The organism is Gloeobacter violaceus PCC 7421 (assembly GCF_000011385.1).
Classification (GTDB): Bacteria; Cyanobacteriota; Cyanobacteriia; order Gloeobacterales; family Gloeobacteraceae; genus Gloeobacter; species Gloeobacter violaceus.
Map to the genome: position 1 here is coordinate 2,630,888 of NC_005125.1, position 26,397 is coordinate 2,657,284.

General features: G+C 63.5%; 26 protein-coding genes. 14 read left to right on the forward strand and 12 right to left on the reverse strand.

The window, feature by feature from the left end:
• Positions 1-31 precede the first annotated feature (31 nt).
• The 3 genes from GLL_RS12780 to GLL_RS12790 form a co-directional block, all read right to left on the reverse strand.
• Positions 32-721: a calcium-binding protein gene (locus GLL_RS12780; RefSeq protein WP_011142468.1), complete on the reverse strand. Its 690-nt coding sequence runs from the start codon at positions 719-721 to the stop codon at positions 32-34.
• Between the two features lie 66 nt (positions 722-787).
• Positions 788-2,599, reverse strand: a complete 1,812-nt coding sequence (locus tag GLL_RS12785; RefSeq protein WP_011142469.1) for a M14 family metallopeptidase — start codon at positions 2,597-2,599, stop codon at positions 788-790.
• Positions 2,600-2,608: 9 nt separating this feature from the next.
• Entirely contained in the window at positions 2,609-3,802 is a 1,194-nt protein-coding gene (locus GLL_RS12790; RefSeq protein WP_164929023.1) for a pyridoxal phosphate-dependent aminotransferase, read from the reverse strand.
• Between the two features lie 213 nt (positions 3,803-4,015).
• On the opposite strand from GLL_RS12790, the gene GLL_RS12795 reads away from it, so the two are divergent.
• Positions 4,016-4,525: a dihydrofolate reductase gene (locus tag GLL_RS12795; RefSeq protein WP_011142471.1), complete on the forward strand. Its 510-nt coding sequence runs from the start codon at positions 4,016-4,018 to the stop codon at positions 4,523-4,525.
• Here GLL_RS12795 and GLL_RS12800 read toward each other — a convergent pair.
• Positions 4,522-4,782 carry a DUF2973 domain-containing protein gene (locus GLL_RS12800; protein WP_011142472.1) on the reverse strand — a complete coding sequence of 87 codons (261 nt, stop codon included), beginning with the start codon at positions 4,780-4,782 and terminating at the stop codon, positions 4,522-4,524. The two genes, GLL_RS12795 and GLL_RS12800, sit on opposite strands and share 4 nt — an antisense overlap.
• A gap of 198 nt (positions 4,783-4,980) precedes the next feature.
• On the opposite strand from GLL_RS12800, the gene GLL_RS12805 reads away from it, so the two are divergent.
• Positions 4,981-6,015 carry a threonine aldolase family protein gene (locus tag GLL_RS12805; protein ID WP_011142473.1) on the forward strand — a complete coding sequence of 345 codons (1,035 nt, stop codon included), beginning with the start codon at positions 4,981-4,983 and terminating at the stop codon, positions 6,013-6,015.
• On the opposite strand, the gene GLL_RS12810 is transcribed toward GLL_RS12805, so the two are convergent.
• The gene (locus GLL_RS12810) at positions 6,012-6,923 is read right to left on the reverse strand and encodes a nucleoside hydrolase (protein ID WP_011142474.1); all 912 of its coding nucleotides are present in this window, start codon (positions 6,921-6,923) and stop codon (positions 6,012-6,014) included. The genes GLL_RS12805 and GLL_RS12810 overlap by 4 nt on opposite strands.
• Before the next feature lie 140 nt (positions 6,924-7,063).
• Between GLL_RS12810 and GLL_RS12815 the strand changes: the two genes are divergently transcribed.
• On the forward strand, positions 7,064-8,029 hold the full coding sequence (locus tag GLL_RS12815; RefSeq protein WP_011142475.1) for a YegS/Rv2252/BmrU family lipid kinase: 966 nt from the start codon (positions 7,064-7,066) through the stop codon (positions 8,027-8,029).
• Between the two features lie 53 nt (positions 8,030-8,082).
• A complete protein-coding gene (lepB, locus tag GLL_RS12820) occupies positions 8,083-8,676 on the forward strand; it encodes a signal peptidase I (RefSeq protein WP_011142476.1) in 594 nt (197 codons plus the stop codon).
• Between the two features lie 7 nt (positions 8,677-8,683).
• Here the strand turns inward: lepB and GLL_RS12825 are convergent, their stop codons facing one another.
• From GLL_RS12825 to GLL_RS12835, 3 genes are read right to left on the reverse strand one after another with little or no spacing between them, the layout of a single operon-like run.
• Positions 8,684-9,121: a T3SS (YopN, CesT) and YbjN peptide-binding chaperone 1 gene (locus GLL_RS12825; protein WP_164929688.1), complete on the reverse strand. Its 438-nt coding sequence runs from the start codon at positions 9,119-9,121 to the stop codon at positions 8,684-8,686.
• Entirely contained in the window at positions 9,111-11,294 is a 2,184-nt protein-coding gene (locus GLL_RS12830) for an AAA family ATPase (RefSeq protein WP_011142478.1), read from the reverse strand. Before GLL_RS12830 ends, GLL_RS12825 begins: the two co-directional genes overlap by 11 nt.
• A 53-nt stretch (positions 11,295-11,347) precedes the next feature.
• Entirely contained in the window at positions 11,348-12,892 is a 1,545-nt protein-coding gene (locus GLL_RS12835; protein ID WP_011142479.1) for an FAD-dependent oxidoreductase, read from the reverse strand.
• Between the two features lie 446 nt (positions 12,893-13,338).
• Between GLL_RS12835 and GLL_RS12840 the strand changes: the two genes are divergently transcribed.
• From GLL_RS12840 to GLL_RS12870, 7 genes are all read left to right on the forward strand, one after another.
• Positions 13,339-13,752 (forward strand): DUF2358 domain-containing protein, encoded by a 414-nt coding sequence (locus GLL_RS12840; RefSeq protein ID WP_164929025.1) that lies wholly within the window; start codon positions 13,339-13,341, stop codon positions 13,750-13,752.
• A gap of 89 nt (positions 13,753-13,841) precedes the next feature.
• Positions 13,842-14,798, forward strand: a complete 957-nt coding sequence (locus GLL_RS12845) for a protochlorophyllide reductase (protein WP_011142481.1) — start codon at positions 13,842-13,844, stop codon at positions 14,796-14,798.
• A 98-nt stretch (positions 14,799-14,896) separates the two neighbouring features.
• On the forward strand, positions 14,897-15,253 hold the full coding sequence (locus tag GLL_RS12850) for a single-stranded DNA-binding protein (protein ID WP_011142482.1): 357 nt from the start codon (positions 14,897-14,899) through the stop codon (positions 15,251-15,253).
• Between the two features lie 15 nt (positions 15,254-15,268).
• Positions 15,269-15,736 (forward strand): single-stranded DNA-binding protein, encoded by a 468-nt coding sequence (locus tag GLL_RS12855; RefSeq protein WP_011142483.1) that lies wholly within the window; start codon positions 15,269-15,271, stop codon positions 15,734-15,736.
• 139 nt (positions 15,737-15,875) lie between these two features.
• Positions 15,876-16,052 carry a hypothetical protein gene (locus tag GLL_RS12860; RefSeq protein ID WP_164929026.1) on the forward strand — a complete coding sequence of 59 codons (177 nt, stop codon included), beginning with the start codon at positions 15,876-15,878 and terminating at the stop codon, positions 16,050-16,052.
• 297 nt (positions 16,053-16,349) lie between these two features.
• A complete protein-coding gene (locus tag GLL_RS12865) occupies positions 16,350-16,946 on the forward strand; it encodes a hypothetical protein (RefSeq protein WP_011142484.1) in 597 nt (198 codons plus the stop codon).
• A 176-nt stretch (positions 16,947-17,122) separates the two neighbouring features.
• On the forward strand, positions 17,123-18,070 hold the full coding sequence (locus GLL_RS12870) for a DUF5996 family protein (protein ID WP_164929027.1): 948 nt from the start codon (positions 17,123-17,125) through the stop codon (positions 18,068-18,070).
• Here GLL_RS12870 and GLL_RS12875 read toward each other — a convergent pair.
• Positions 18,067-18,711 (reverse strand): DNA-3-methyladenine glycosylase, encoded by a 645-nt coding sequence (locus GLL_RS12875; protein ID WP_011142486.1) that lies wholly within the window; start codon positions 18,709-18,711, stop codon positions 18,067-18,069. The genes GLL_RS12870 and GLL_RS12875 overlap by 4 nt on opposite strands.
• 14 nt (positions 18,712-18,725) lie before the next feature.
• Here GLL_RS12875 and GLL_RS12880 point away from each other — a divergent pair, with 14 nt between their 5' ends.
• Both GLL_RS12880 and GLL_RS12885 read left to right on the forward strand, forming a co-directional pair.
• Positions 18,726-19,292, forward strand: a complete 567-nt coding sequence (locus GLL_RS12880; protein WP_164929028.1) for a hypothetical protein — start codon at positions 18,726-18,728, stop codon at positions 19,290-19,292.
• Between the two features lie 41 nt (positions 19,293-19,333).
• Positions 19,334-20,161 (forward strand): SirB1 family protein, encoded by an 828-nt coding sequence (locus GLL_RS12885; protein WP_011142488.1) that lies wholly within the window; start codon positions 19,334-19,336, stop codon positions 20,159-20,161.
• Positions 20,162-20,211: 50 nt separating this feature from the next.
• Here GLL_RS12885 and GLL_RS12890 read toward each other — a convergent pair whose 3' ends face one another.
• Both GLL_RS12890 and GLL_RS12895 read right to left on the reverse strand, forming a co-directional pair.
• The gene (locus tag GLL_RS12890) at positions 20,212-23,331 is read right to left on the reverse strand and encodes an efflux RND transporter permease subunit (protein ID WP_011142489.1); all 3,120 of its coding nucleotides are present in this window, start codon (positions 23,329-23,331) and stop codon (positions 20,212-20,214) included.
• A gap of 28 nt (positions 23,332-23,359) precedes the next feature.
• A complete protein-coding gene (locus GLL_RS12895) occupies positions 23,360-24,661 on the reverse strand; it encodes an efflux RND transporter periplasmic adaptor subunit (RefSeq protein ID WP_011142490.1) in 1,302 nt (433 codons plus the stop codon).
• A 305-nt stretch (positions 24,662-24,966) separates the two neighbouring features.
• Between GLL_RS12895 and GLL_RS12900 the strand changes: the two genes are divergently transcribed.
• Entirely contained in the window at positions 24,967-25,512 is a 546-nt protein-coding gene (locus tag GLL_RS12900; RefSeq protein ID WP_011142491.1) for a MarR family winged helix-turn-helix transcriptional regulator, read from the forward strand.
• Positions 25,513-25,753: 241 nt separating this feature from the next.
• Here GLL_RS12900 and GLL_RS12905 read toward each other — a convergent pair whose 3' ends face one another.
• Positions 25,754-26,371 (reverse strand): DUF4142 domain-containing protein, encoded by a 618-nt coding sequence (locus GLL_RS12905; protein ID WP_164929029.1) that lies wholly within the window; start codon positions 26,369-26,371, stop codon positions 25,754-25,756.
• Positions 26,372-26,397: the final 26 nt, after the last annotated feature.

Consider the following 26,397-nt stretch of genomic DNA (forward strand, 5'->3'; position numbering starts at 1 on the left):
AAATATTTCAGCGCAGCGTGCGCTGCACCATTCAGCCGCGATCGATGTGCACCGTGTCCTGTTCGTCGTTGCCGCGCTGCACGGGCAGGTCGCTCAGATCGGCATGGACGATGTCTTTGCCCGTACCACCGATAAGCTGGTCCATGCCTTCGCCGCCAAATAGCCGGTCGTTGTCTTCCCCGCCAATCAAAATATCGTCGCCCGGGCCACCCACCAAACAGTCGTCGCCGGGACCGCCATCCAACAAATCGTTGCCGGGGCCGCCCAGGATTTTGTCGTTGCCCGCGCCGCCGTAAAGTTTATCGTCACCGGGGCCGCCGTCAATCAAATCATCCCCATCGCCGCCGTGGATGGTGTCGTTGCCTTCGCCGCCGTACAGCCGGTCGTTGCCGGGGCCGCCATCGATGAGGTCGTTGCCCGCGCCGCCGATAATCAGGTCATTGCCCTCCTCGCCGTACAGTTCGAGGTCGAATTCGACATCTTCGTCCACCTGAATAATGTCGTCGCCCGCTCCACCGCGGATGCACAGGCCGTCTTTGAATTCTTCGCGGTCCAAAGAGAAGCGCTCGCACTCTTTGCCGTGGGCATCGAGCACGATCACCAGAAGGCCGTCCACTTCACCGGCAGTGTTGCGCCGGTTGCTCACCCGGATATTGTCGTTGCCCGGCGTCCCTTTGAAGGTCACCTTGCCAGTTTTCGGATCGCGTTCGCGGGTCACCATTGCCCTGCTCCTGCTGCAAGTCGCTCTCAGTATAAGAAGACACCCACCCAGGGCAAGCGTTGCAGACTACTTCGGCAAATTCTCCGGCGCGGTGAGCCGGCCGATTGGGTAGATGTTGTACCGATCGTCCCAGTAGGGGGTACGGCGATAGAAAAATTCGAGCCGCGCCTCGGGGCTTGCGGCGAAGGCCGATTCCTCCGAAACCTTGCGCTCGAACTCGGCTTTGAGCTTCGGGTCGCGCGCGAGCATCTCGCGGGCCATCTTCTCCATCACGTAAGCTTCTGCGTACTCCTTTTGCTCGAAGATGGCGTCGAGGAAACCCCATTGCAAGAGCGAGTCGGGACCCTGTGGTTCGAGTAAATGAATTGCGACGTTGGCGGCGCGCTGGTCGAGGGGGACAACCAGCGATCCGGCCGGATAGGTGATCTGGCGCCGGATGGGGGTGAGCTTAAAATCTTTGAGCCGGATGCGGCCCTCGAAGGGCGCGGCTTCCCAGACCGGAGCGCTAAATTCGTAGGTCTCGACGGTGAGGGTACTCGGGCCATCCAGGGTCCGGTGGCGCAGCCCATGGGCTTTGATCTTGTCGATCACCTCCGTGAGCGAGACTGGCACCACGTAGGCAAGCGGCGGTGCCACGGCCTTTTCGACCGTCGCCTCGTCAAACAGGGGAATGGTGAAGGTCTTCGGTTTGGTAGGCTCGTAGCGCAACCAGGTACTGCCGGAGACAGCACTCAGTTCAAGGGTCGTTTCGAATCCTTGAAATTGAAACGGTCGGCTGTGCTCGCTGAGCTTGAAGGTCAGCGGGTAGCGAAAATTCGGGTCGTAGCGCCGGCCGCGGGCGACGGTCTGTTCGTCGACGCGGGCAACCAGGGTGCGTAGCTCGCTCGGATAGCGCTTCAGGTGGGCAAAAATCTCCACCAGCAGGTCGTAGGTGGCCGTCACCCGGCTTTTGTAGTCCTTGAGCATGTGGGTTTCCACCAGCAGGGTCGGGCGGTTCTGGAGGGCGCCGTAGCCGGTGGAGAAGCGCGGCTCGGAAGGATCCTGGGTAATGCCTTTGGAGACATCTTTGCTGTCGCGCAGGATGATGTAGGGCGAGACGACATGACCGCGCCCCGCCACGGCCGGAAAGATTTCGCCTTCGAAGGCCACTTTTTGCCAGGCCACCAGCGCCGGATCCAGGCTCGCCCCCGTCTCCAGGCCGTAGGTGAGGTTGTACTGGTAGTCGGCGCCGTCGGTGTCGTGGGTATCGACAATCAGATCCGGCAGATAGCGCTCAAAGACATTGAGCCAGACGCGCATCTCAGGGGTGTCGGCTTTGAGAAAGTCGCGGTTGAGATTGAGGTTCTGGGCGGTGGTGCGCCAGCCCGATTCCTCGGGACCGTTCTGGTTGATCCGGGTGTAGGGGCCGAAGCGCTCGTGGCCATCGACGCCGAAGACCGGAATAAAGACTAAGATCGCCCCGTCGAGCAGGGCCGCGTGTTTGCCTGAGATCACCAGATCCCGCACAAAAGCGAAACCGGCGTCCTTGCCCGGGATCTCGCCGGGGTGGATGGCGGCGTTGACCAGCACGATGTCTTTGCCCGTCGCCCGGGCCGCTTCGGGGGTGAATGCTTTGTCCTTGGAGACCACCAGCACTGGGATAGCCCGGCCCTCGGGGCTTTTGCCCAACAATTGCAACTGCACCAGCGGCGAAGCCGCCGCAAGGCGCTGGGCGTAGGCAATATCTTCGTCGTAGCGGCTGGTGCGGCGGTAGTTTGTCGCCTCCGCCCGGGTTTGCCATTCGCCCGCCGGCTCCGCCGCCATCGCTTGCTCCAGTAGGATCGATCCCAACAGATGCACGCCGACCAGCGCGCAGAACAGTACCGCTTGTCTATGCATTAATGGGTGCTACGCCTTCGCTCCGAGGGTGGCAAAGAGCATGTCCATCTCCGCCGGTAGACCCGTGGAGATGCGCACATAGCCGGGTAGCTGCCAGCGCTGGCCGCCTGCAATCAGTACATCGGCGCGGGCCAGTTTCTGAACCAGCGGGCCGCAGTCGCCTTGGACTTTGGCCCAGACAAAGGGCGCGTCGCCGGGCACGGGCTTCAGGCCGAATTCGGGCAGTTTGGCCAGCAGTTGGGTACGGGCGGCCACAGCGACCTGGCGTGAGCGCATCAGGTAGTCGGCGTCGGCGAGGGAAGCGGCGGCGGCGGCCACAACGGCGGTGTTCACCCCCAGCATGTTGAGCAGGTAAGGGCGCAACCGCTCGCGCACCGGTTGGGATGCGACCGCGTAACCGAGCCTGAGCCCCGCCAGGCCGTGGATTTTGGAGAAGGTGCGGGTGACCAGCACGTTGGGCCGGCTCGCGGCAAGGCCCATGGCGCTCATCACCCCGGGCGACTCGGCAAAGTCGATGTAGGCTTCGTCGACCACCAGCAGGGTCTTTGGATCGAGGCGGTCGGCCAGGCGGGTGATCTCGGCCAGGGTAAGGGCGGTGCCGGTGGGATTGTTGGGGTTGGTGATGACGACCACCCGGGTCCTGGGGGTCACGGCTCCCGCCATCGCCTCCACGTCGTGGCGGTACTCGGGCGTGAGCGGTACAGCCACCCGCCGGACCCGCTCGCCCAACATGCTCTGGGCGGCGGAGCCCACCGCGCCGTAACCGGGGGACGCTTCGACAAATTCGCCCCCATCGAGGCCCCAGGCCAGGGCCACCGCCTGCAGGATCTCCGAAGAACCGGCCCCGAGCAATACCGAACTCGCTTCAAAAGCCTCAAACAGCGCACCGAGATCCGCGGCACTGCCGGGCGAAGCAAGACTCAGGCCGTGGAGCGCGCAGATCCCCTCAAGCAGCGAGAAAACCGTCGCCATCGGGTAGCGGTTGCAGCCGTCCAGCGCCTCTGAAGCCGCTTTGAGCGCCAGAGGCGAAGGCCCGAGGGGATTTTCGTTGTAGAGCAAGCGCACCGTGCCGGCCGGGACGCCCACGCCCTGCACCGAGGAGACCCGGCGCACCTCGGCGGCCCACAGTGCCGGGGGGGCAACCGCCGCTACACCAGCCCACCAACTCAACCCCTGCAACGCGGCGCGGCGCGAAATTTCCACCGGGACACTCCTGTACAAACCGATGCTCCTTCTTAACACGATTTAGACTGTGGCGATTGTGGAGATCGCTACTACCAGGGGACTCGATGCTTTCCGCCTACAATAAATACATCGCTTTCGGCTTGGCGTTGTTGCAACCCCGCTGCTCTATCGCTGGAGATTCGGCATTGGGCGGCAAGGGGGAAGCCTATCGGACCAGTGTTGAACTTGCCCATGGAATTGATCGCCGTCGTAGCCATGGACAGTCGCCGCCTAATCGGACGGGGCGATGGTCTACCCTGGCACTGCCCGGAAGATCTTAGTGCGTTCAAAGCACTGACCTGGGGCCAACCTTTGCTGATGGGCCGCCGAACCTTCGAGAGCATCCTCGCCCGCCGAGGCAAACCTTTGCCCGAGCGCGAACATTATGTGCTGACGGCCAGACGCGGACCGTCCTTTCCAACGGTCCGCTATATTTGCTCACCGGATCAGGCGCTTGCTCTGCCTGTCGAACGCCTGTTCGTGATTGGCGGCGCTTCGGTGTACGCCCAAACCGCCGACCAGCTAGATACCCTTTACCTGAGTTTGATCCCCGGCTTGCACACGGGCGATGTCTTCCTGCCGGACTTGGGAAACCGGTGGGCAGTGGAAATTATTGAAAAATTTCAAACCTTTAAACGTTGGCGCCTACTGCGCAGTCCTTCTGTGGGCTTCGATTGGTCCCAGCTTGTCGAAGGCGGCTAGCGGTCGCGGCGTTCGTCGTCGGGAGAACGGTTGTACAAAGCTTCGAGGCGGCTGCGGATGTCGGTGTCGCGGGGGGTGACACGCACCACCAGCAGCGAGTCTTTGATCACCCGGCCGTTGCGGTCAAGCAATTCAGGGTGGGGCTGAATGCGGTTGGCTCTGCCCTGCTGCTTCTGCCGCCAGCCCGTCGCCATGGTGTAGAACGCCAGGGTGCCCAGGAGGAGAAAACACAACAGGTACAGAAGGTGGAGCAGCATCGGTAGCCTCAGCCAGAAAGTTTATACGGTTCTCTCGACTCTAGAACCCCTGCCAATCCCTATCGGGCATCGGTAGGTATTGATCCCCACGCCACGGAACCTACTTGCCATATTAGCCCCCTTTGCCAGGGGGCAGCATCTTTCTTCTGGTTTAGGTCCCGAGTCGCTAGGATGTATAAGTACCAAGGAGTACAAGGTATGCCCGACCCGGTTGTCGATCTGCGCAGCGACACGGTGACCCGACCGACCCGGGCGATGCGCGCCGCCATGTTCGAAGCCGAAGTCGGGGACGATGTCTACGGCGAAGATCCGACCGTCAACCGCCTCCAGGAGCGTGTCGCCCACCTGCTCGGCAAAGAAAAGGGGCTATTTTTTCCGAGCGGCACGATGTGCAACCAGGTGGCCATCGCCACCCATACCCGCCCCGGCCAAGAAATCATCTGTGATCGCGACTGCCATGTGTTCAATTACGAGCGGGCCGGGGCAAGCCACCTGGGCGGCGTGCAACTCCATCCCCTCGACGGCCGCCACGGGGTCCTGAGTGCCCAGCAGGTGCGCTCCGCCGTCCGCCCCATCGAGTTGCACGAACCGCCCACGGGCTTGATTCTGCTCGAGAATACCCACAACCGCGGCGGCGGCACGGTCTATCCCCAGGACGTCATCGAACAAATCGCCGCCGTCGCCGGCGCCGCGGGCATCCCCATGCACCTCGACGGTGCCCGGCTATTGAACGCCAGCGTCGCCGGTTCCCACAGTCCGGCGACGCTGGCGGCACCCTTTGATTCGGTCTACTTTTGTCTTTCCAAGGGCCTCGGGTGTCCGGCGGGCTCGGTGCTCGCCGGCAAAGCCGATTTCATCGCCCAGGCGACACGCCTGCGTAAGGCCTTTGGCGGAGGCATGCGCCAGGTGGGTTTTCTGGCGGCTGCCGGTCTGTACGCCCTCGATCACCACATCGAGCGCCTCGCGGACGATCATCGCCGGGCACGGCAGTTGGCCGTCCACCTAAAAGATCTCAACGCCTTCGATGTCGAGCTCGACGCTGTGCACACCAACATCGTGATGGTGGATGTGCACGCGGATTGCACGGCGGCGGCGGTGGCGGCGGATCTGACCGCCCACGGCGTGCGGGTGAGTGTCTTTGGTCCCCGGCGTCTGCGGTTGGTCACCCACCTTGATATCGATGACGCGGGAGTGGAGCGGACCGTCGCCGTCTTCAAGCGGCTCTACGGCTAGAGGGCGCTCAAAATTTCGGCCACCCGCACCTCCACCCGCGCTCCCAGGCTTTCCACGTCGGCATCGGGCTCGAAGACCCGCGCGGGTACACCCGAGGCGGTTTTTTCGAGCCGTCCCGCGGCGGGTGGGTCGGTGCGCACGGTGAGCGTCCGGCGCCCGCGGGGCAAAAAGTCGGGCTCGCAGGTCAGCAGAGCGGCCAGGGTGTCCCAGAAAAAATAGTTCTGCTGCTCGACGCCTGCGAGCAGTTCGGCGGCAAGGCGGCAGGCGCCGCCGCGCGAGCGCAGTGTCTCCACGAAGCGGGCGGTCATCGGTACAAAATTGGTGACATCGAGGCTGACAAAGTCCAGGGCGAGCCCGGCCTGCAGGCAGTAGGCGGCGGCAGGAGGGTCGCAGTAAAGATTCCACTCGGCGCTGCCGTCATGGTCTTGCTCGCCTGCGACGTTGCCGCCCGCCTCCAGGCCCCCGGCCATCAACACCACCCGCTCCAGGTGCCGGGCAATCTCGGGAGCGGCGCGCAGAGCCGCCGCCAGATTCGTGCAGGGGCCGGTGACCAGCAAAGTCACCGGTTCGCCCGCCGCCAGGATCGTCTCGGTGAGCAGCCGCGTGCCGGCGGCGGCCGGGTAGTACCGTTCGGCTTCCGGAAAGGCCCGCAGATAGTTGAGGCTCTCGCGCTGCCAGGCGGTGGGAAAGGGATGGGGCAGGGCATGGTGCTGCCAGGCCACCGGCACCGCGCCTTTTCCCAGGCGATCGAGCAGGGCCGCCAGAACGGCGGCGGAAACCTGGGGGATACAGTCTCCGCTGTTGACGACGACGGCCCTCAGATCCACAGCCGGGTAGAGCGCCAACAGCAATGTGGCGACCAGATCGTCGGCGTGACCGTCTTGGTCGTGGATGACCGGCTTTCGCAAAGCACCGCTCCCGGGGCAAATCTTCCATAGCCTACCGCTTCAGAGGCGGGGATCAGAATTCCCTCCAAGGTCGGATGCAGATGGACAGCTGTGGAGGGAGGCTTGTGAACAAGACCGGTAAACCGTTTACGGGATCAATCATGAAGAGAAGAGCCTGGCTAATTTTCAATCCGGTTGCCGGGCGTGGCAACGGTGAGACCGATCTCAGTCTCATCGAGCAGACCCTTCAAGAAAAATACGATCTACACGTGCTTTTGACCGGTCCTGAGCAGGAAGCAGACGCCCTTGCCCGCGAGGCGCTCGCCTGCGGAGCGGAGATCGTGATTGCCTCGGGCGGAGACGGGACGCTCTCAGCGGTGGCCGGGGCGGTGGCAGGCAGCCCCGCGGCGCTTGGAATCATTCCGCGCGGTACGGCCAACTCGGTGGCCCTGGCTCTGCAGCTGCCCCAGGACCTGCCCTCCGCCTGCCGGGTGATCCTCCAGGAGCGCACCCGCCGCATCGACATCGCCCGCTGCAACGGCCAGCCGATGATCCTGCATGCCGGAATCGGCTACGGGGCGCGCACCATCGGCTCTGCCTCCCGCGAGAGCAAAAACGCCCTGGGTGTGCTGGCCTATATTCTTTCCGGGTTGCAGCAGCTTCAAGATCTCGAACAATTCACCGTCACCCTCGAGACCGAAGAGCAACTGATCACCTGCAAGGCGGTGGCGGTGACCGTGGCCAACCTAGCGCCGCCCACTTCCGTGCTTGCCCAGGGACCGGCGGCGGTCCAGCCCGAAGACGGGGAACTGGACATTACGATCATCGCCGCAAGCGGTCTGGTCGAGGCGGTAACCACCGGCTATCACCTGCTGTGGACGGCCCTGCGCGATCAGCCTGCCCAGCGCGAGAACGTCGGTTTCCTGCGCGCCCGCAAAGTGCGCATCGTCGCCGATCCCCCTCAGGAGCTGATGGTCGACGGCGAACTGGTGGGGACAACCCCCATGGAAATCGAGTGCCTGGCCGGTGCCCTGAACGTGCTGATCGACACGCCCCAGGACGGTGAGCAGCCCGCCGAGCAGAAGCTCGAAGGGTTGCCGGGCCTGCAGGTGGAGCTTAAAGAGTAGTGTCCGGCGGCAGGGCAGTCCGGGCAGGAGCCGCCGATGGTCTATGATCATCGGTGTCACCGTCCTACCGGCATTGCTTCATGAGTTCACCGCCCAACCCCCAACCCGAGGAAAATAAGCTCTGGTCCTTTCTCAAAAGCCAGCGCGAGAATATTCAGTCCATCGCTGTGGCGCTGGTGTTGACCTTCACCATCCAGACCTTTGCCGCCCAGGCGTTTTATATCCCCTCGGGCTCGATGGAGCCGACGCTGCTCATCAACGATCGCCTGATGGTCGAGAAGATCACCTACGACTTCTCTACCCCCGAGCGCGGTCAGATCATCGTTTTCACCCCGCCCAAGAACCACTTCAACAGCAACGACCAGCCCTTCATCAAGCGGGTGATCGGGCTGCCGGGCGATACGGTGGAAGTCAAAGCGGGCAAGGTGTTCATCAACGGCAAAGCGCTCGACGAAAAATACATTGCCGAGCCGCCCGCCTACGTCATGCCCCCGGTCAAGGTGCCCGCCGACCAGTTTTTCGTCATGGGCGACAACCGCAACAACAGCTTCGACTCGCACATCTGGGGCTTCCTGCCGCGCCAAAACGTGATCGGCCGGGCCATCTTCCGCTTCTGGCCCCTCGACCGGCTCGGCCCGCTCGGGTAATTTGGGGCTAGCGGTCCACCGCCCGCTCCCCGCCCCAGCGCGCCACGATCTGATCGTCGTACTCGTCGGCGCTGAAAGCAACCGCACCCACAGCCGCTTTCAGTTCGGGCATGTCGCAGGTGGAGCCGACAATGGCGTACTCGAAGAAGATGTCGTTCTCCTCGTCGATGCCGAAGGCGCCGAAGCGCATGTCGTCGTTCTCCCGCAACAAAAAGCGCATCAGCTCGGCGCCCATCTCGACGTTGGTGACGACGTAGGAGCGGACGTTGATCACCGCATCCTCGCGCCACGGATAGACGTTCGCCACGACAAAAGCCGAGCCGAAGGAGATGCGGATGAGCGGCTTGTCTTCGTGGACATTCACGGCTTTTTCGCCGAATATTTCGTAGACCCAGGGCAGGATCTTGTCGAAAACCTGACGTTGGGGCTCGGTTTCAAATTCCATCATGGCGCTGTGGATCCTCGGGTTGATAGTCGTTGGTGCGGATGGTGCCGGCCTCGAAGCGGACAACGAGCGAGCGCACCTGCTCGCCGGGAGGCAGATATTCGATGAGGGCCGGGCTGAGGCGCTCATCGACCAACCGCTCCCAGTCGCGCGGGCCGCTGCGGGAGGTGTGTTGGTCAGCCAGCCACTGCACCAGACTATCGTCCCAGTGCAATTCGAGCCCCTGCCGACGGTAGCGCGCCGAAAGATCCGCAAGCAGCCGTTCGCGCAGCCAGCGCTGTTGGGCGGCATCGACACCGGCCGCCGCCGCGAAGACCAGATCGCAGCGGCCGACAAAACCGGCCCCCAGCACCGCACTGGCGGATTGGATAACCCCCGGCGACTCCGAGTCCGCGGCGGGCCGCTCCCCAGCGAAGCCGAGGCTGCGTTGGGAGGCGAGCGCCACTTCGGCGGTGATCAGCACGACCGCGTCGCTCAGGTAGGCGCGCTTGCCGTGGGCATCGGTGAAAAAGCCGGATTCGAGCGCCTGGGCCAACACTTCGCGGATCTGGGGGTGGCAGGCGTGGACGTTGTCGCAGCGCAGCACGCACCAGGGCATCTGGGCGAGGCGATGGATGGGCAGGGTGTCGGCATACCCGACGTAGCCCGGCGGGGCCCCCAACAGCATGGAGAGATCCGCGGGGCTGGTGAAACTGCCGAAGTCGATGGCGATCACCCGCTCGGCACTGCCGAAGAGCAACTCGGCCAGGGCGCCGCCGAGCGCTTCGCCCAGGGCGGCGGCCCGGTCGACCAACAGCAGTGCGGCGTTGGGGCGGGCGGGCCGCAGATCGAGGCTGCGCAAAGTCACATTCAGGCGGCCCACCAGCGCCTGAATATCTTCTTCCACCAGCGCCACACGCCCCGGCAGCTCGCGCCTGAGGGCCGTCAGCCTCTCGGCCACAGCGACGGGCATCCCCACCATCCGCCGGGCCACCGCCGTGGCGTCGGAAAGGTCGACCGCGCCCTTGTCGCGGGCGACGGCAAAGGCGACGCACTGCTCCAGCAAATCGATGGCCTTGTCGGGAAAGCGGCGATTGGGCAGAAACTGGGCGGCAAAATCCACCAGCCAGCTTAGCGCCGCCTCCCCCACCTGCACGCCGCGCAATTGACCCAGTTCATGAGCTAGAGCCCTGAGCACCGCGAGGGTCTGCTCGGCGTTCAATTCCTGGATGCGGATGGGCTGAAAGCGCCGCTCAAGGGCGGCGTCCGGTTCGATATAGCGGCGAAATTCGTCGTCGGTGGTGGCGGCGATGCAGGCGATCTCGCCCCGGGCGAGGGCGGGCTTGAGCAGGCTTGCCACATCGTCGGTGCCGGCGCGTCCCCCCGCCCCGACGACCGAGTGCACTTCGTCGATAAATAAGAGCACCCCATCCTGGGACGCTTCTTTGAGCAGCGCCTTGAAGCGGTTTTCCAGTTCGCCGACCACGCTCGTCCCGGCCACCAGCGTCGAAGGCTGCACGGCAAAAAGCCGCGCACCGGCCAGCACCGCCGGCACCTGGGAAGCCACCAGCCGCTGGGCGAGCCCCTCGACGATCGCTGTCTTTCCGACCCCCGCCGGTCCGACCAACAGCGGGTTGCGCTTGGTGCGGCGGCAGAGCGTCTCGATGACCAGTTGCACCTCCTCTTCGCGGCCCACAAAGGCACTGAGCTGTCCCTGCTGCGCTTCGCGGGTCAGATCGCGGCCGAAGCGCTCGAGCATGGGAGTGGGCTTGCGGGCGCGCGGCCGGTAACCGGGGGGGGCGGCCGTCGTCTCTATAGCAATCAACAAGTCTGTTTCGGCAGGCCGGTAGCCGCAGCGCGCCAGGATCACCGCCGCCATGTCCCGCTCGGAGATCCGGTTTTGGCCGCGGGCTTCGGCGTTGGCGCGGGCCAGTTCAAGTACTTCGGTGGATTCGAGGGGAGTCTCTGCGGCGCCCGGCGCCAACCGGCTCTGCCACTGCCCGGCCAGGCTTGCCGCGTCAAGGCCGCCCACCATCGTCTCGACCATTGCTCCGTGGCGTTCGAGAAGCGCCAGCAACCAGTGCGCGCCCTGCAAATGTGGCTGCCCGCTCAGCTGCTGTTTTTGCTGAGCCAGTTCTACCAGCCGCTTGGCTCCAGGCAACAGCCCGCCGCCGGTAGCCTCGCCAGATGCCATGCGTCCCTCGGGAAGCTGCGGCCCATGATACCCCAACCGCGCCGGGTCCGGCTCTACTCCATCAGGTCGTGGCCCGAACCGTACCGCCAGGCTTCCAACCGGCGGTTGGCCCGGTAGCGCGCCGGGGGCGGCAGGCTTTCGAGCGGGCCGTGCAGTATTGAACCCAGGCGATCGAGCGCGGTATAGCCCACCAAGTTCAGGTAATGCCCCGTCCATTCGACCAGCGCCCCGGGCCCAAGGTGGCCCACCAGGGCAAGCACCAGACCCGGATCGACAAGGGCGACGCGCGCGAGGGTGACACTGAGCGCGTCGAGACGCACCACATCCTGCAAAAAAGGCCGCAGCACCCCATCGCCCAACGCGTCCATCTGGGCAAAGACCGTGGCAAGCAGCCGGTTGATCCGATCGGGATTCACGTTTTGCTCGACCCCAACGCTCATCGCCTTTTGAAACAGCCAGGTCACCGCCAGATTCGGCTGGTAAGGCTGCAGCCGCTGCAGATCCCGCCCGCCCAGGCAGCCGGCGGCCAGTGCCTCCGCTGTGCCCGCCTCCAGCCGCCCGAGGTGCCTGAGCATCGCCCCGAAGCCGCCGAAACTCAGTGGCGACTGGTTGCCGGCGCTGTCGCCCACTGCCAAGATCCGATCCCACCCGGTAAGATCGAGAGCCTGGCGGTAGGACGGGAACAACCCAAACAACAACCGCCGAAAGCGCAGCCGGTCGAGCGGCGTGCCCTGGTAGGCGGGCAACAGGCGCAGATATTCCTCGAACAACTCGCCCAATCCCAAGCGCTCCGGGTGGGCGTCGAGATAGGTAAACAGGTAAGTGGTGCGCCCGTCGCGGGCCGGAAACGCCTCCCAAAGGTACTGGCAGCGGTTCAGCACCGGCGTGATCGAGGCGATCAGATCCGTTTGGTTGTCTGCAGTGAAGCCCTGGGCGCAACTGCCCACCACCAGGCAGACGCCGTCTGGGCGGGCTGCACCGCGGGCTTGGCGGACAATGGGCGAAAAATGGCCCATCGCATCGATGAGCAACCGGCCGCTAAGGCGCTTCTCCCCTGCCGCCACAGCCACGCCGTCGGGGTGGACCGCTGCCCGCACAAAGGGGGCGTGCTCGAAAAGGGCACCGCCCGCCACCAAAAAGCGCTCCTTGAGCACCGCAAGCAAGTACACCGGATCGACACCGACATCGAGTACCCCCTGCACCGGCACCGGCGTGCCGCCCGCGATGGCGACCCGGGCACCGGCGGAGCGGCTGGCGATGGCGCTCTCCAGTTCATCGGCACTCAACAGCCCCAGCTTGACAAAGATATCCAGGTCCGGCCGCGAGACGTTCCATTCTTGAGCGCGCCCGACGAGCGCGCCACGTTCGATCAGCGCCACCCGCAGGCCCCGCCGGGCCAAGGCCGCTGCGAGCATAATGCCGAGGGTTCCTCCTGCGACAATCACATCCCAATCCACAGCGCCGAGGCGCCCGGTGCTGCGCAAAACCACCGCCTCAGCCGCCCGGGGGCCAGGGCTGCGCAGCTGCTGCCACAACCTCTCGGCGCGCTGCAGATTGTCCCGGTCCTGGATAGTCAAAATCGCTTCGCTCAGGGGCACCGCGGACGCTCCGGCGAGGTGGATGTGTTGATCCTAGATCAGGTGCCAGGGAAAACCCGCTGCCCATCAGGTTTTGCGCGACCTTTGAACTGCTTCACTCAGAAAACCTCCGCAGCCCAACGGCGAGCAAGCCCCTTTGCCGCAGTCGACACGCGTCGTGCAGGCCCTATAGGAATAAACCCATCCCATCCACAAAGTCTCCCGCCTACCATGCCGCTAAGTCCGGGGGGTGTCGGGGGGCTGGCAGCCCCTCGACGCGGGGAGGTTGGAGAGCGCGAGAGGGGAACCCGAAGGGGGTTCCGCCTCTCGCTCCACAGACCGTCGTGCCAAACCAACCGCCAGGTGTCATTTGACAAAGCGTTGCATCAAAGTCTTTGGTTAACCGGCCCAATGCCGCACCGGCGGCACAGGCGATAGGATCGACACAAAACTTGATGGGGCTGGCCATGGATATTCTAGAAATTCTCAAAGCGGACTACCAGCGCTTCCCCGAAGATCAGACCTACGCCATATACGCAAATGACGTCTACTTCAAAGACCCGCTCAACAGCTTCCGGGGCATCGAGCGCTACCGCCGGATGATCGGCTGGATGCACCGCTGGTTCCAGCCAATCCGCCTGGAGCTGCACAGCATCGAGCGCCAGCAAACACGGATCGTCACAACCTGGACCCTTAGCTGGCAGGCCCCTTTACCCTGGAAGCCGCACATCGTCATCGACGGCTGGAGCGAGCTGGATCTCGACACCCAAGGACAGATCGCCGCACACACAGACCACTGGCGCTGCTCGCCTAACGATGTGGCCTGGCAACACCTCGGCTTTGCCGCTCGCTTGACACCACCGGCCTCGGCCTCAAAATGAATGCTGCACGTTGGGGTTCACTGGCCGCCAGGACCGGCCCACCCCGCCTGCCCCATCGCCGGGGCGCGATCGAACAAGGAGGATAGAGCGTGGCTGAACAGACGGTAATCATCACAGGCGCATCCTCAGGAGTCGGCCTGCACGCGGCCGATTCCCTCGCCCAAAGCGGGCGCTGGCACGTGGTGATGGCCTGCCGAGATAAAGCCAAAGCCCAAAACGCCGCCGCCAGCCTAGGAATGCGCCCGCAAAGCTACACGATTGTGCATCTTGATCTTGCTTCGCTGGCGAGTGTGCGCCGGTTCGTCCAGGATTTTCGGGCGCTCGGACAGCCCCTCGACGCACTGGTGTGCAACGCGGCGGTGTACACGCCCACCGCCCGCGAGCCGCGCTACACCGCCGACGGCTTTGAGCTGAGCGTCGGCACCAACCACCTCGGCCATTTTTTGCTGTGCAATCTGTTGCTTGAAGATCTCCAAAATTCCCCCGCCGCCGAGCCGCGGCTGGTCATCCTCGGAACGGTTACCCACAACCCCAAGGAACTGGGCGGCAGCATCCCCCCCAGACCCGACCTGGGGGATCTGCGCGGGCTGGAGCAAGGCTTCAAAGCCCCCCACACGATGATCGACGGCAAGGCGTACAACCCCGTCAAAGCCTACAAAGACAGCAAAGTCTGCAACTTGCTCACCATGCGCGAGTTGCACAGGCGCTTCCACACTTCCCACAAAATCACCTTCAGCGCCCTTTACCCTGGCTGCGTGGCGACTTCCGGCCTGTTTCGCGAATCGCCCCGTTTGTTTCAAATCCTCTTTCCGGTGTTTCAAAAATACGTCACCGGTGGGTTCGTCTCCGAAGCGGAGGCAGGTGGCCGGGTTGCCGCCCTGGTAGATGACCCCGCCTACAGCCGCTCTGGAGTCTACTGGAGCTGGGGAAATCGCCAGAAAAAAGATGGCAAGTCCTTTATCCAGGACGTCTCCACTGAGGCGAGCGACGAGGACAAAGCCCGCCGCCTGTGGGATCTAAGCGCCGGACTGGTCGGACTTGCCTAAATTCATCGATTGGGAATGGGGCGAAATCCGTCGAACGCACATATGGACAAGCGACCCAAATATTGTGTACAATGGTCCCATTCAGGTGGGACACGCCCATGGCATTGCTCAATCAGGTCCATCTTGTCGGCCGGGCCGGCCGCGATCCCGAAGTGCGCTATTTCGAGTCCGGCAACGTGCTTTGCACAGTGACCCTGGCGGTCAACCGCATCCGGCGCAAGGGCGAACAAGAAGACCAGCCCGACTGGTCCGATCTCGAAATCTGGGGCAAGACCGCCGAGATTGCCAGTGAGTACGTGCGCAAGGGTTCGCTCATCGGTATCAGCGGTGCCCTCGCCTTCAACCGCTGGAGTGACCGCACCACCCAGCAAGCGCGTGAGCGGCCCGTGATCAAAGTCGACCAGCTCGAACTGCTCGGTCGCGCCGCTCGTCCGGACGAACCTGAATCTTTCTAATCACGAGGCCATCCTATGAATACGATTGCGCTTCTGGGCACGCTGCACTCCGCCCCGCAACTGCGCCACACCCAGGATGGCCTGGCCCAGGCCTCGGTGGTGCTGAGTTTTACGACCCTCAAAGCCGACGAAGCCGACTACACCGTCCGGGTCGTCCTCTTCGCCACCGCCGCCGAGGAGTTCCACACCAATTTCCACCAGGGGGACGCGGTGATCGTCGAGGGCCGCCTGCACAGCGAATCGCGCGCCCGCGAGGACGGCACCAAGGAGCGCCACGTCGAGGTGATCGCCCGGCGCGTCCACGCTGTGGCCATTCCCGCTGCCCCAGCCACTCCGGCTCCAGCCTCAGTCCCGCCCGCAACAACCAAACAGCACCCCCCAGCCGCCGAACGCAAAACCGCCGCCCCGACGGCCCGCCGTCCTGCGCCTTCGGCTCGGCCCCCCGTAGCCGCCGCCGTCGCCGACGACGACATCCCTTTCTAAAACCTGCCAACCCAGCCCTTCGACCTGCCGGAGCAAGCTCTATCCCCCGATAACTTGCTCCATTTCTTGTCAAAAGACTTGAGTCGCTACGCATAAATCTGATAGAGTCATCTCACGTTCGCGAGGCGAAATCCGACCTATGGAAAGACAACCCGTCCGCATCGAGTTTTTCTTGCACCTGCTCATTACCGGCGGTTTGCTGATGACTGGATTATTTGTGGCCCGTCAGGTGAAGCTGCTGACCCTGCCCGGTGTGGCAGCAGCCGAAGAAGTGGTCTACGACTTGCCCGAGGTGGTGGTCCGGCCAGGCCGCTAACCTTCTTCAAGCGACTTCGACTGCTATAAGCCCCGGGAGCAAAAGCTCCCGGGGCTTGTATTCGGGCACTGCCGCCGCAACCTGTTGCACCTGGCCGAGCGCCCGAAAGCAGCCGACGGCAGCCACTCACAAATAGAAATACGTAATCTTTTACAGTTTAATGATTATTATTTCATGTTCGTTTCATATTCTTTCCTTAACACCCCGAGAATACGCTGTGGAAGCGTGCAGTGCTGTTTCGGCCCGTCTGATGTCAGGTCAGGCAGCGTTACTTGCTGACAAAATAAGGAGATACAAATGCGAATTCTGCAGAGCTTACGCATCCAGCACTTGGCTGGAGCCCTGACGGTAGCGGCGGCATTGGGACTGGCTACCCCGGCCCTTGCCGCTCCGACCGAGGCGCTGATTGGCGGCACCACCTCGGTGCAGTTGAGCAGCGACTTTTTGGGTGCCCTGACCAGCCTGGGTGTACAGGCGGGCACCCTGCGCGACGCGACGCTTAGTGAACAGGGGGTCGCGTCGTTTGCGGTCATCGGCGGCGCCATTGACCTCGGCACGATCAAAGCCGAGATTATTCACCGGGGCGGACTGTCGCTCAGTGCCGGTGGCACAGTGGTCGAACTCAGCGACTTTTCGATCTCGACGCTGGGTACCCAACCGGTGTTGACAGGGCTGGTGACTGTCAACGACGAACTGGTCGGCCGGGTGCGGCTGTTTAACCTTGGGTTGACCTCTGCACCTGCCGTCTCTGAGCAAATCGTCACCCTCAGAGATGTCCGCGTGAATTTGACCGGCGATGCTGCCGAGGCTCTCAACGGGGCCTTCGGGATCTCTGACTTCCAGGGCGGCTTCAACGTCGGCACTGCCCGCGTGCGCACCGCCGTGCCCGAGTAACCATCCAGATGGTGAGTGGCGCCGGGAGGTCCGTTCCGGCGCCTTTTTTGCCTTTGAGCACCGCTGCGACCTTGCATCGCTACTTTCAGCAGGAGGCTGCCTCCGGAAGCTGGACAATGGGGAAGCGATGCGCGCGACAGCTCTTGAGTCCATTTCAAACGGAGGCTTTGAAGAAGATGACGGTTCCCGTTTCTAGTACCGCCACCGACGCCTGGCCGGCTTTGCCTTTTGCGCAGTGGCAGGATACTTACGCAACTCTGCATCTTTGGACCCAGATCGTGGGCAAGATCCGTCTGGCGCTCTCGCCCCGGCTCAATCACTGGTGGCAATCCACCCTGTACGTCACGCCACGGGGGTTGACTACCGCGTCGATTCCTTACGGTACGTTCACTTTTGAGATCGCTTTTGACTTTCTCGATCACCGTCTGCGCATCGACACCAGCGACGGTATCCACAGAACGATCCCGCTTGCCCCCCGCTCCGTGGCCGATTTTTATGCAGAGTTGCTGGAGACGCTCAAGGCCATGGGTATCGAAGTGCGCATCTGGACGATGCCCCAGGAGGTGGCCGAACCGATTCCCTTCGAGGCGGATCGCAAGCACGCGGCCTACGATCCGCAGTCCGTCCAGCGCTTCTGGCGCATTCTGGTGCAGGCCGATCGGGTCATGAACGCTTTTCGCTCGCGATTTATCGGCAAGTCCAGCCCTGTGCATTTTTTTTGGGGCAGCTTCGATCTGGCGGTAACCCGTTTCTCCGGACGCCGTGCCCCCCAGCACCCGGGCGGGGTGCCGAACATGGCCGATTGGGTCACCCGGGAGGCCTATTCGCACGAAGTGAGCAGCTGTGGCTTCTGGCCCGGCAACGCCTCGGTGGAGGCGGTGTTTTATGCCTACGCCTACCCAAAGCCGGACGGGTTCGAGCAGTATTCGGTGCAACCGGAAGCCGCCTTTTACAGCGCCCAGATGGGCGAATTTCTCCTGCCCTACGAAGCGGTGCGCCAGGCGGACGACCCGGAAGGGACGCTTCTTGCTTTCTTGCAGAGCACCTACGAGGCTGCCGCCGATCTGGCCCAGTGGGATCGCCGCGAACTGGAGCGCTTACCGGTGGCGCAATCAACACGCTAGAGACCGGCAGAGAGCGATGCTTCAGAGAGTACCGCTTCCACCGACCGGGACACCCAGGGGCTATCCCGCACAGCGAAGCGCCAGGGCAAGTCCTTGCCGCGGGTCAGACCAATGCGCACCGTGTTGAGCACCTGCTCCTCGGGCACCGGCTCGCCCGCCTCCAGCCAGAATTCCGCTCGCGGCAGGGCGCTCGCCTCCCAGGCGGAATCGATGGCCAGAGCCTCCACCAGGCGGGCCGGACCGTTGGTCAGATCCCGCGCGCCCCGGCGCAGCTGCCGCATGCGCTCCTCGCCGCCGGTGGGCTCCAGGGCGCGGATAAGCACGCAGGCCGGTTCGCCTACCGCGTCGCAGGTGATGTTTAATAGCCAATGCCGATAGGCGCGGTGCAAATAGAGGACTCCGGGCGGTCCCGACAGCAAAGACCAGATGCGCTCGTCGCGCCGCACGACATAGCAGGAAGGATCGCGCAGGCCGCCGTAGGCTTCAGTCTCGACAATCCGGCCGCTCAGGCGCTCGCCTGCCAGGACGCGCACTACCGCGCACCCGATCAACCGACGCGCTACCGATAAAGGCGAAAGATTAAAAAAATCTACATTCAGTGTTTCCACAGGTATTTCGTGGTAAGGGTGATGTACTCGCATGCGAAAGGGCCGCCATGATACCCTCGCCCAGCCAAGACAGGCAACTCCAGCAATTTATCCGCAAAAACAACGACCTGATCGTCAAGTGGTACCAGAACGACCACTTGAGCTGGGCGGTGATCGCAGCGCGGCTCAACCAGTGCCACAGAGGCGGCGGGATCACCGCCTCGATGCTGCAACAGGCGCTGCCCTACCTGACCCGTTCGCGGCGGGTGCCGGCCCTCGAAGTGGTGGCCGAAGATCTCGACAGTTCGCACCGCGGCACCCTGGCGGCCCTCGAAGAGCGCCTCCAAAAACAAGAAGATCTCATTCGCTTCCAGAGCGGCCGGGTGCAGGAGGCGGCCCTGCGCTGGGCGCGTCTTGAAGAACTGGTCAACCAACTGGTACCGCTGGTGGCCGAGGCGCGCAGTTCCGCAGAGCGTCTGCCGCGCAACAGCCCGGTAGCCGACCGGGTGCGCGCGAGCCTGGCTCAACTGGCGAGCGTCCTGGACAGCAGTGCCCGGGATGCGCCCGACGAACACGAACTCGAAGCGCTGGCCATCGCCATCGCCGGCCTTGAGGAACTTCCCTTCGACGCGTAAGTCTTTTTGACCAAAGTCGGGGCGCGTGTCACGCTGAGGCCATGGAGCAATCGTCGGCGCGACAACGTTTTATCCGGGTGCTGCAGCAGCCCGAGGTGCAAATAGACCTGGCGGAAGCAGCGCTCTATATTGCCCTGGAAGCCTATCCCGGACTCGATGTCGAGGAGTACCTCAACGCCCTCGATACGATGGCTGAGGAGGTGCGCGAGCGCATCGAGGGCGAGCGCTATCCGCTGCGCATGCTGCAGGGCATCAACCGCTATCTCTACGACGATCTGGGCTTTCGGGGCAACGAAGAAGAGTACTACGATCCGCGCAACAGCTTTCTCAACGAGGTGATCGACCGCCGCACGGGGATTCCGATTACCCTGGCGCTGGTGTATCTAGAGATTGCCCGGCGGGTGGACTTTCCGATGGTGGGGGTGAGTATGCCGGGACACTTTTTGATCCGTCCCGACCGCTCCGATATGGAGATCCACATCGATGCCTTTCATCGGGGTGAAATTCTCTTTCGCGAGGACTGCGGGGAACGCCTGGAACGTATTTACGGCCGACGCCTGGAGTTGCATCCGGCTTTTTTCGAGGCGGTGGGCGCCCGGCGTTTTCTAGCGCGGATGCTCACGAACCTCAAATTTGCCTACTGGGTGCGCTCCGACTGGCAGTCGGCCCTTGGCACCGTCGAGCGGCTTCTGGTGATCTTCCCAAACACGCCCGCCGAGTGGCGGGACCGGGGGATTCTGCACTACCGGCTGGGACACCCCACCGCGGCGCGTGCGGATCTCGAAAATTACCTGAGGAGCGCTCCTGGAGCCGAGGATTCCGCCCGCATCCGGCAGTTGCTCGACGAACTTCAAAAGCAGGACCGATAAAAATGCCCGGCGCTTTGGCGGCGCCGGGCAGGTTCGATCCTGGTGAAAGGTTATTCCTGCTGCTGGGAGGGCACCGGCACGGTGGGGGTGCGGTAGGCTTCCGAAAGCTCGCGCGGTGCGCGGCGGAAATTGCCCAAAAGCCAGTTCTGCAGGTCATCGACGTAGGTGAAGACCACCGGGATGATCACCAGCGTGAGCAGGGTCGAGGTGATCAGACCTCCGACCACGGCCACGGCCATGGGGGAGCGCACCTCCGAGCCCGCGCCGATGCCCAGGGCGATGGGCATCATGCCCGCGATCATGGCGATCGTGGTCATCAAGATGGGCCGCATGCGCGCTTCACCGGCGCTCATCAGCGCCTCCAAGCGGGGGCGGCCCTCCTTCATAGCCATCAGGCAGTATTCGACCAGCAAGATGGCATTCTTGGTGACCAGACCCATCAGCATGATGATGCCGATCAGCGCGTAGAGCCCCAGGGACTTGCCGAAGAACAACAGCCCGATAAACGCTCCACCCAGCGACAGAGGCAGCGACATCATGATCGTCAGCGGCTGGAGGAAACCGCCAAATAGCAGCACCAGCACCGCGTAAATGAGCAGCACGGCGGCGGCAATCGCGTACATAAAGCCGCTAAACACATCGCGCTGGATCTCGGAGTCGCCGGCCGGCTGCTCTTTGACCCCTGCGGGCAAGTTCATGAAGGCGGACAGCTTGCGCACGGTCCTCAGCGCCGTCCCCAGTTCGGTACCGGGGGCAAGATTCGCCTCGATCGAGACTTTGCGGGCGCGGTCGTAGCGGTCGATTTGCGCAGCCCCGCTACCCACGGAGATATCCGCCACCGACTTGAGGGGCACCAGGCCGTTGTTGCCCACCACCCGCAGGTTCTCGACCGTAGCCAGATCGGCGCGAAAAGCCGGATCGAGCTGGACGCGAATATTGATCTGACGGTCGGAGAGGTTGAACTTGGCCAGATTGGCGTCGATGTCGCCCAGGGTGGCGATCAGGGCCGTGCGGGCGATCGACTGCACCGAGACGCCTTGATCGGCGGCGCGGGCAAAATCGGGCCGCACCAGGATCTCGGGCCTCAGGAGGGCCGCACTGGAAGTGACGTCGATGAGGCCCGGCTGGGAGCGCATCTGGTTGGTGAGGGCGTCGGCGGCCCGGTTGAGGGTCACCGGGTCGTCGCCGGTGAGCACAATCTGCATCGGTTTGCCGCCGCTGACACCGGTACCGGCGGTGGTGATGCGCACCCCGGCCACCTGCTTGAGCGGTTCACGAATCTGCGCTTCGAATTGTTCCTGGCTGATCGAACGCTCCTCGCGCGGCTTGAGCACGATGTAAAGGCTCGCTTTGTTGACTTCCCCGGCGCTGTAGCTGCCCTGGGTGCTGGGGGTGCCCACCGAGGCAAAGATCTTGGTAACTTCGGGGCGGGCCTGGACAATCCGGGTAATCTGGTCGACCTTGCGGCGGGTGTCCTGCAAAGAAGAGCCCGGCGGCAAATCGACACTCAGCACCGTCTCCCCCCGATCGACCGCTCCGATGAGCGAGGTGGGCAAAAGCGGAATCAGGGCGACGCTGCCGGCAAAAAAGGCGACGGCGAACACCAGCGTCCAGACCCGGTGGGCGAGCGCCCAGCCCAATACCCGGTCGTAGGTGCGCACCAGCCGGCCTTTTTCTTCGGCGTGGGGCAATGGTTTCATCAAGTAGGCGGCCATCAGCGGGGTGGCCATGCGCGCCACCACCAGCGAGAAGAGCACCGCCGCCGCCACCGTCCAGCCGAACTGGCGGAAGAACTGCCCCGGAATGCCGCCCATGAAGGCCACCGGCACAAAGACGACCACGATCGTCATCGTGGTGGCCACCACCGCCAGGCCGATTTCGTCCGCCGCATCGAGGGCCGCCTGGAAGGGACGCTTGCCCATGCCGATGTGGCGGACGATGTTTTCGATTTCGACGATGGCGTCATCGACGAGAATGCCCACCACCAGCGCCAACGCCAACAGCGACATGTTGTTGAGCGTGAAGCCCGCCACTTTCATCACCGCAAAAGTCGGGATGGCCGACAGCGGCATGGCGAGGCCCGCGATAAAAGTCGAGCGCCAGTCGCGCAGGAAAAACCAGATGACCACCACCGCGAGGCCCGCCCCCAACAGCAGCGCTTCGATCGATGCGTCGTAGGACATGTGGACAAAATCGGCGGTGGTGCGGATCATCTGAATGCGGATGTCACCCGGCATGGACTTGCGCAACTCCTCGACTTTCTTTTCGACCCCTTTTTCGACATCCACCAGGTTGCTGCCGGTGGAGCGGATCACCGAGAAGGAGACCGCCGGTTTGCCGTTTAAGAAGGCCAGCTGCCGTTGCTCAGCCGGGCCGTCGGTGACGGTGCCGATCGTGTCGAGGCGGGCGAGGGTACCGTTCGGGAGCGCAATTTGCGTGGAGCGCAGACGCTCGATGGTGGGGGCACTGCCGAGGGTGCGGATGGCCTGCTCGGAGGGGCCGACTTCGCCCCGGCCGCCCGGAAGATCGATGTTGAGCGAACGAATCTGGGCATTGACCTGATCGGCGGTCACCCCCAGCGCCTGCAGGCGGTTGGGGTCGAGGTTGATGCGGATTTCGCGGTCCACGCCGCCTGAGCGCTGCACCTGGGAGACGCCCGGTACCGAAAGCAGCGAGCGGGCGATGTCGTTGTCGACCAGCCAGCTCAATTCGACCGCCGAGCGCTTGTCGGCGGAAATCGTATAGGAGATAAACGGCCCGCCCGAAAAATCGATGCGCTGGATGATGGGCTCGTTGATCCCCTGGGGCAGTTGCTGGCGAATCTTGGTGACCGCGTCGCGCACGTCGTTGACCGCCCGGTCGGTGTTGGTGCCCAGCACAAAGCGGATGGTCGTGTTGGAGACCCCGTCGTTGACCGTCGAGATGATGTGCTCGACGTTGCCCACCCCCGCCACCGAATCTTCGACTTTGCGGGTGACCTGGGTCTCCAGTTCCTGCGGCGCCGCCCCGGTCTGGGTGACGGTCACCGCCACCACCGGCACGTCGATATTCGGGTTCTCGTCGATGCCCAGCGAGAAAAACGAGACGATCCCGGCCACGGTGAGCACGAGAAAGAGCACGATGGTCGGCACCGGGTTGCGGATCGACCAGGCAGAAATGTTCCAGTTCATCCGACAAATTCCCTACGGGTGTATGGCTCTACTTGGGCAGGCGGACGTAATCGCCGTCTTTGAGGTAGCCGGCCCCGGCGACGATCACCCGTTCGCCGGGCTTCAGACCGCTTTTGATTTCGACGCTGTCGCCATTGCGCGCTCCGGCGCTGACCGTGCGGGTACGGGCCTGCTCGCCCACCAGCACGAAGACCTGGGAGCTGTCTTCGCCGCTGAGGACCGCCTGGGCAGGCACCAAAAGCGCCTTTTGCGACCCCAGGCGCACCTGGCCGCGCACGAACATGCCGGGGCGCAGGCCGCTCACCGAGGGTACGTCGATGCGCACGACACCCAGACGGGTGCGCTCATCGATTTGGGGGGTGATCTGGCGCACCCTGCCGGTGACGACGATCTGCCGGTCGGCGTCGGAGGTGACCAGCACACTCTGCCCGGCGGTGACTTTGGGCAAATCCATCTCAGGTACCTGGGCGCGCAGCTCCAGACGGTTGTCGCGCACGAGGGTGAAAAGCACCTTACCGGAGGAGACAATCTCACCCAGACGGGCGTCGCGCTTGGCCACCAGGCCGTCGTCCGGAGCCAGGATGCGCGTCTGGGCCAGTTGGGCGCGCAGCTGGGCAATCTGGGCCTGGTTTTCTTGGGCGCTCGCCTCGGCGGAGGTGATGGCCAGCTGGGCTTGATCGAGGTCGGCCTGAGCACCCTGGCCAAGGGTCTCGCGGGCGAGCACCTCCTGGGAAGAAATCGCACCCTGCTTGCCCAGGCTCTGGTAGCGCTGGAGGTTGGCGCGCGCCTCGTTGGCAGTCGCCTGGGCCTTGGCGAGGGCCGCACGGCGCTGGGAAACCGTTACCCGGGCGCTCGCCAGGCGCGCCTCGGCTTGCGAGAGCTGAGCGCGGAGGATGTCGTCGTTGAGCACCACCAGCGTCTGGCCGCGCCGGACGCGGTCGCCCTCTTCGACCAGCACCTGGTCGATACGCAGGCCGCTCGCCTCCGCCCCGATGGCGAGCGGATCCCAGGCGGAAATCGAGCCGGTCACTTCGAGGTTGCGCGCCATCGGCGCGTAGGCCGCCGTGGCGGTGGTCACCGTCACCACCGGCTGGGGTTTGGCCGCCTGGGCGGCGGGAGCCTCGGTCTTGGCCTCGGAGGCGGAGCGGGCGTGCAATATCCAGGCGCCGCCTCCGATGACCGCAAGACCCAGCGCCAGGCCGAGCCACTGGCTGCGGGAGTTGGCGGGCTTTTTGGGCGCCACGGGCGGGACGTGCTCGGGGTCGGCCACCGTGGATGGGGTCGCCCGAATGCCTTGATTTTCTCTGGGCGAATGCTCTGAATTACTCATGCGAGTGCTGCTCTCGTTCTAAAAGTTGGCTCCGGCGACCATCGGCCTGGGGACCACACTGATCCTACGCTGTCTACATCTTAATAGTCAACGTGTTTATTAAAATGTCGGTGAGGGCTTGTCGACCTCGGTCTCTACCGGAAAATGCACCGAGAGCACTATAACTAAGACGAGACCCAAATGGTCTTCAGGCAACGATTTCAAGTAAAAGCCCACAGCGATTTACAAATTCTCACAACGGTGGGGGACAATCTCACAGCTTCGAGGTACATTGTTAATATGTTAACTGTACAAACCAAAAACCAATGACACTGGCCGAAACCCGGCAGTTGCCTGCCCGCATTCTCAACGATTTTGAGCGCTCCCATCCCCAGCCGCTTGTGCTGGTGCTCAATTTGCTGCGGGTCGGTTCATTGCTCGACAAAGAGATCACCGATTATCTGAGCCGCTACGACCTGACCGGGCCGCAGGTGGGGGTGCTGAGGATCCTGAGTCATTACTACGAACATGGCCGCGACGGCATGCCGCTTTCAGAGATTGGCGAATGTCTGGCGGTGACCAAAGCCAATATGACCGGCATGGTCGACCGACTGGAGCGCGACGGTCTAGTGGTGCGCGAGAATGATCCGACCGACCGACGCATCAAGCGTGTGCGGCTTACCCCCAAGGCCCACGAACTGCACGCGCGTTTTAAGCCTGGTTTGCTGCAGTATTTGACCGAATTGATGGCGGTGCTCGGGGCTTCTGAGAAGGAGCAACTGCTCGATAGCCTGGGCAAATTGCGCCGCGTGCTCGGAGATGCGGCTGTAAGTGAGCCGGACGGCTGCGATCCTGGGGTAGTGGCGCAATAGCGGTCCGAGCGCCCTCAGGCCCGGGTGGCAACCTTGCCGACTGCGCGGATGCGCGCATCGACGAACTGCAATTGCCGGTAGAGCGCTTCGACGCGGGGCATTTGCGCCCCGGACTAGCGGACAATGCGCAGAGTGCCCAGGACGGCGTAGCGGCGAGCCCTCTCAACCATCGATACCCACTGGGCAGAAGTGAACCCTGTGCATTCGCAGTCTAGCCGCCCGAAGCACCGCAGGGCTGCGCTTACTTGCGAGGAGCGGGCTTGGCGGCGGTTGGCACTGCAGTGCGGGCGAGGGCCGAAGCCTGGGCAATCTGCGTCTGGACTTTGATTTTGTTGCTGGTGGTGAAGGCTTTGATCTTAAAATCATTTCCTGCCGCGCCGAGGCGTTCACACGCCTCGACAAAGGCACGGTGATCGCCCCCTATCGCATCGAGGTAGGCTTCATCGAAGCGCGTGCCATTGAGTGCCGAGAGGCGACCGTTCAATTCGAGCAGACTGGTGCGCGCCTCGCTGGCGATCGTGTTTGGGGACTGGGGCAAAGTGACGCCCTTCTGGGAGGCAAGTTCTGAGAGGCTGCCGTTGATGCCGGTATGAAATAAAATCACCTGGCGGGCGTACTCGACTACGCGCGGATTGGTGCTCGTCTGCATAGCCAGTTGGGCCAGGGCGATCTGCCGGATGCCGTACTCGGCCGTCAGGCGCAACAGCCCGGCATCGACATCTTCGGCGGGGGGCGTTTGTACCTGCGGCATCGGGGATTGCGACTCCGCCTGCAAGGGCGGCAACTCCTGGGCGAAAGCGGGAAGAGGCCCACACGACAGCGCCAAGGCACACACAAAAGCCAGTCTGCGTTTGCCCATGGAACCTCCCAAATCGAAGAAGCAGA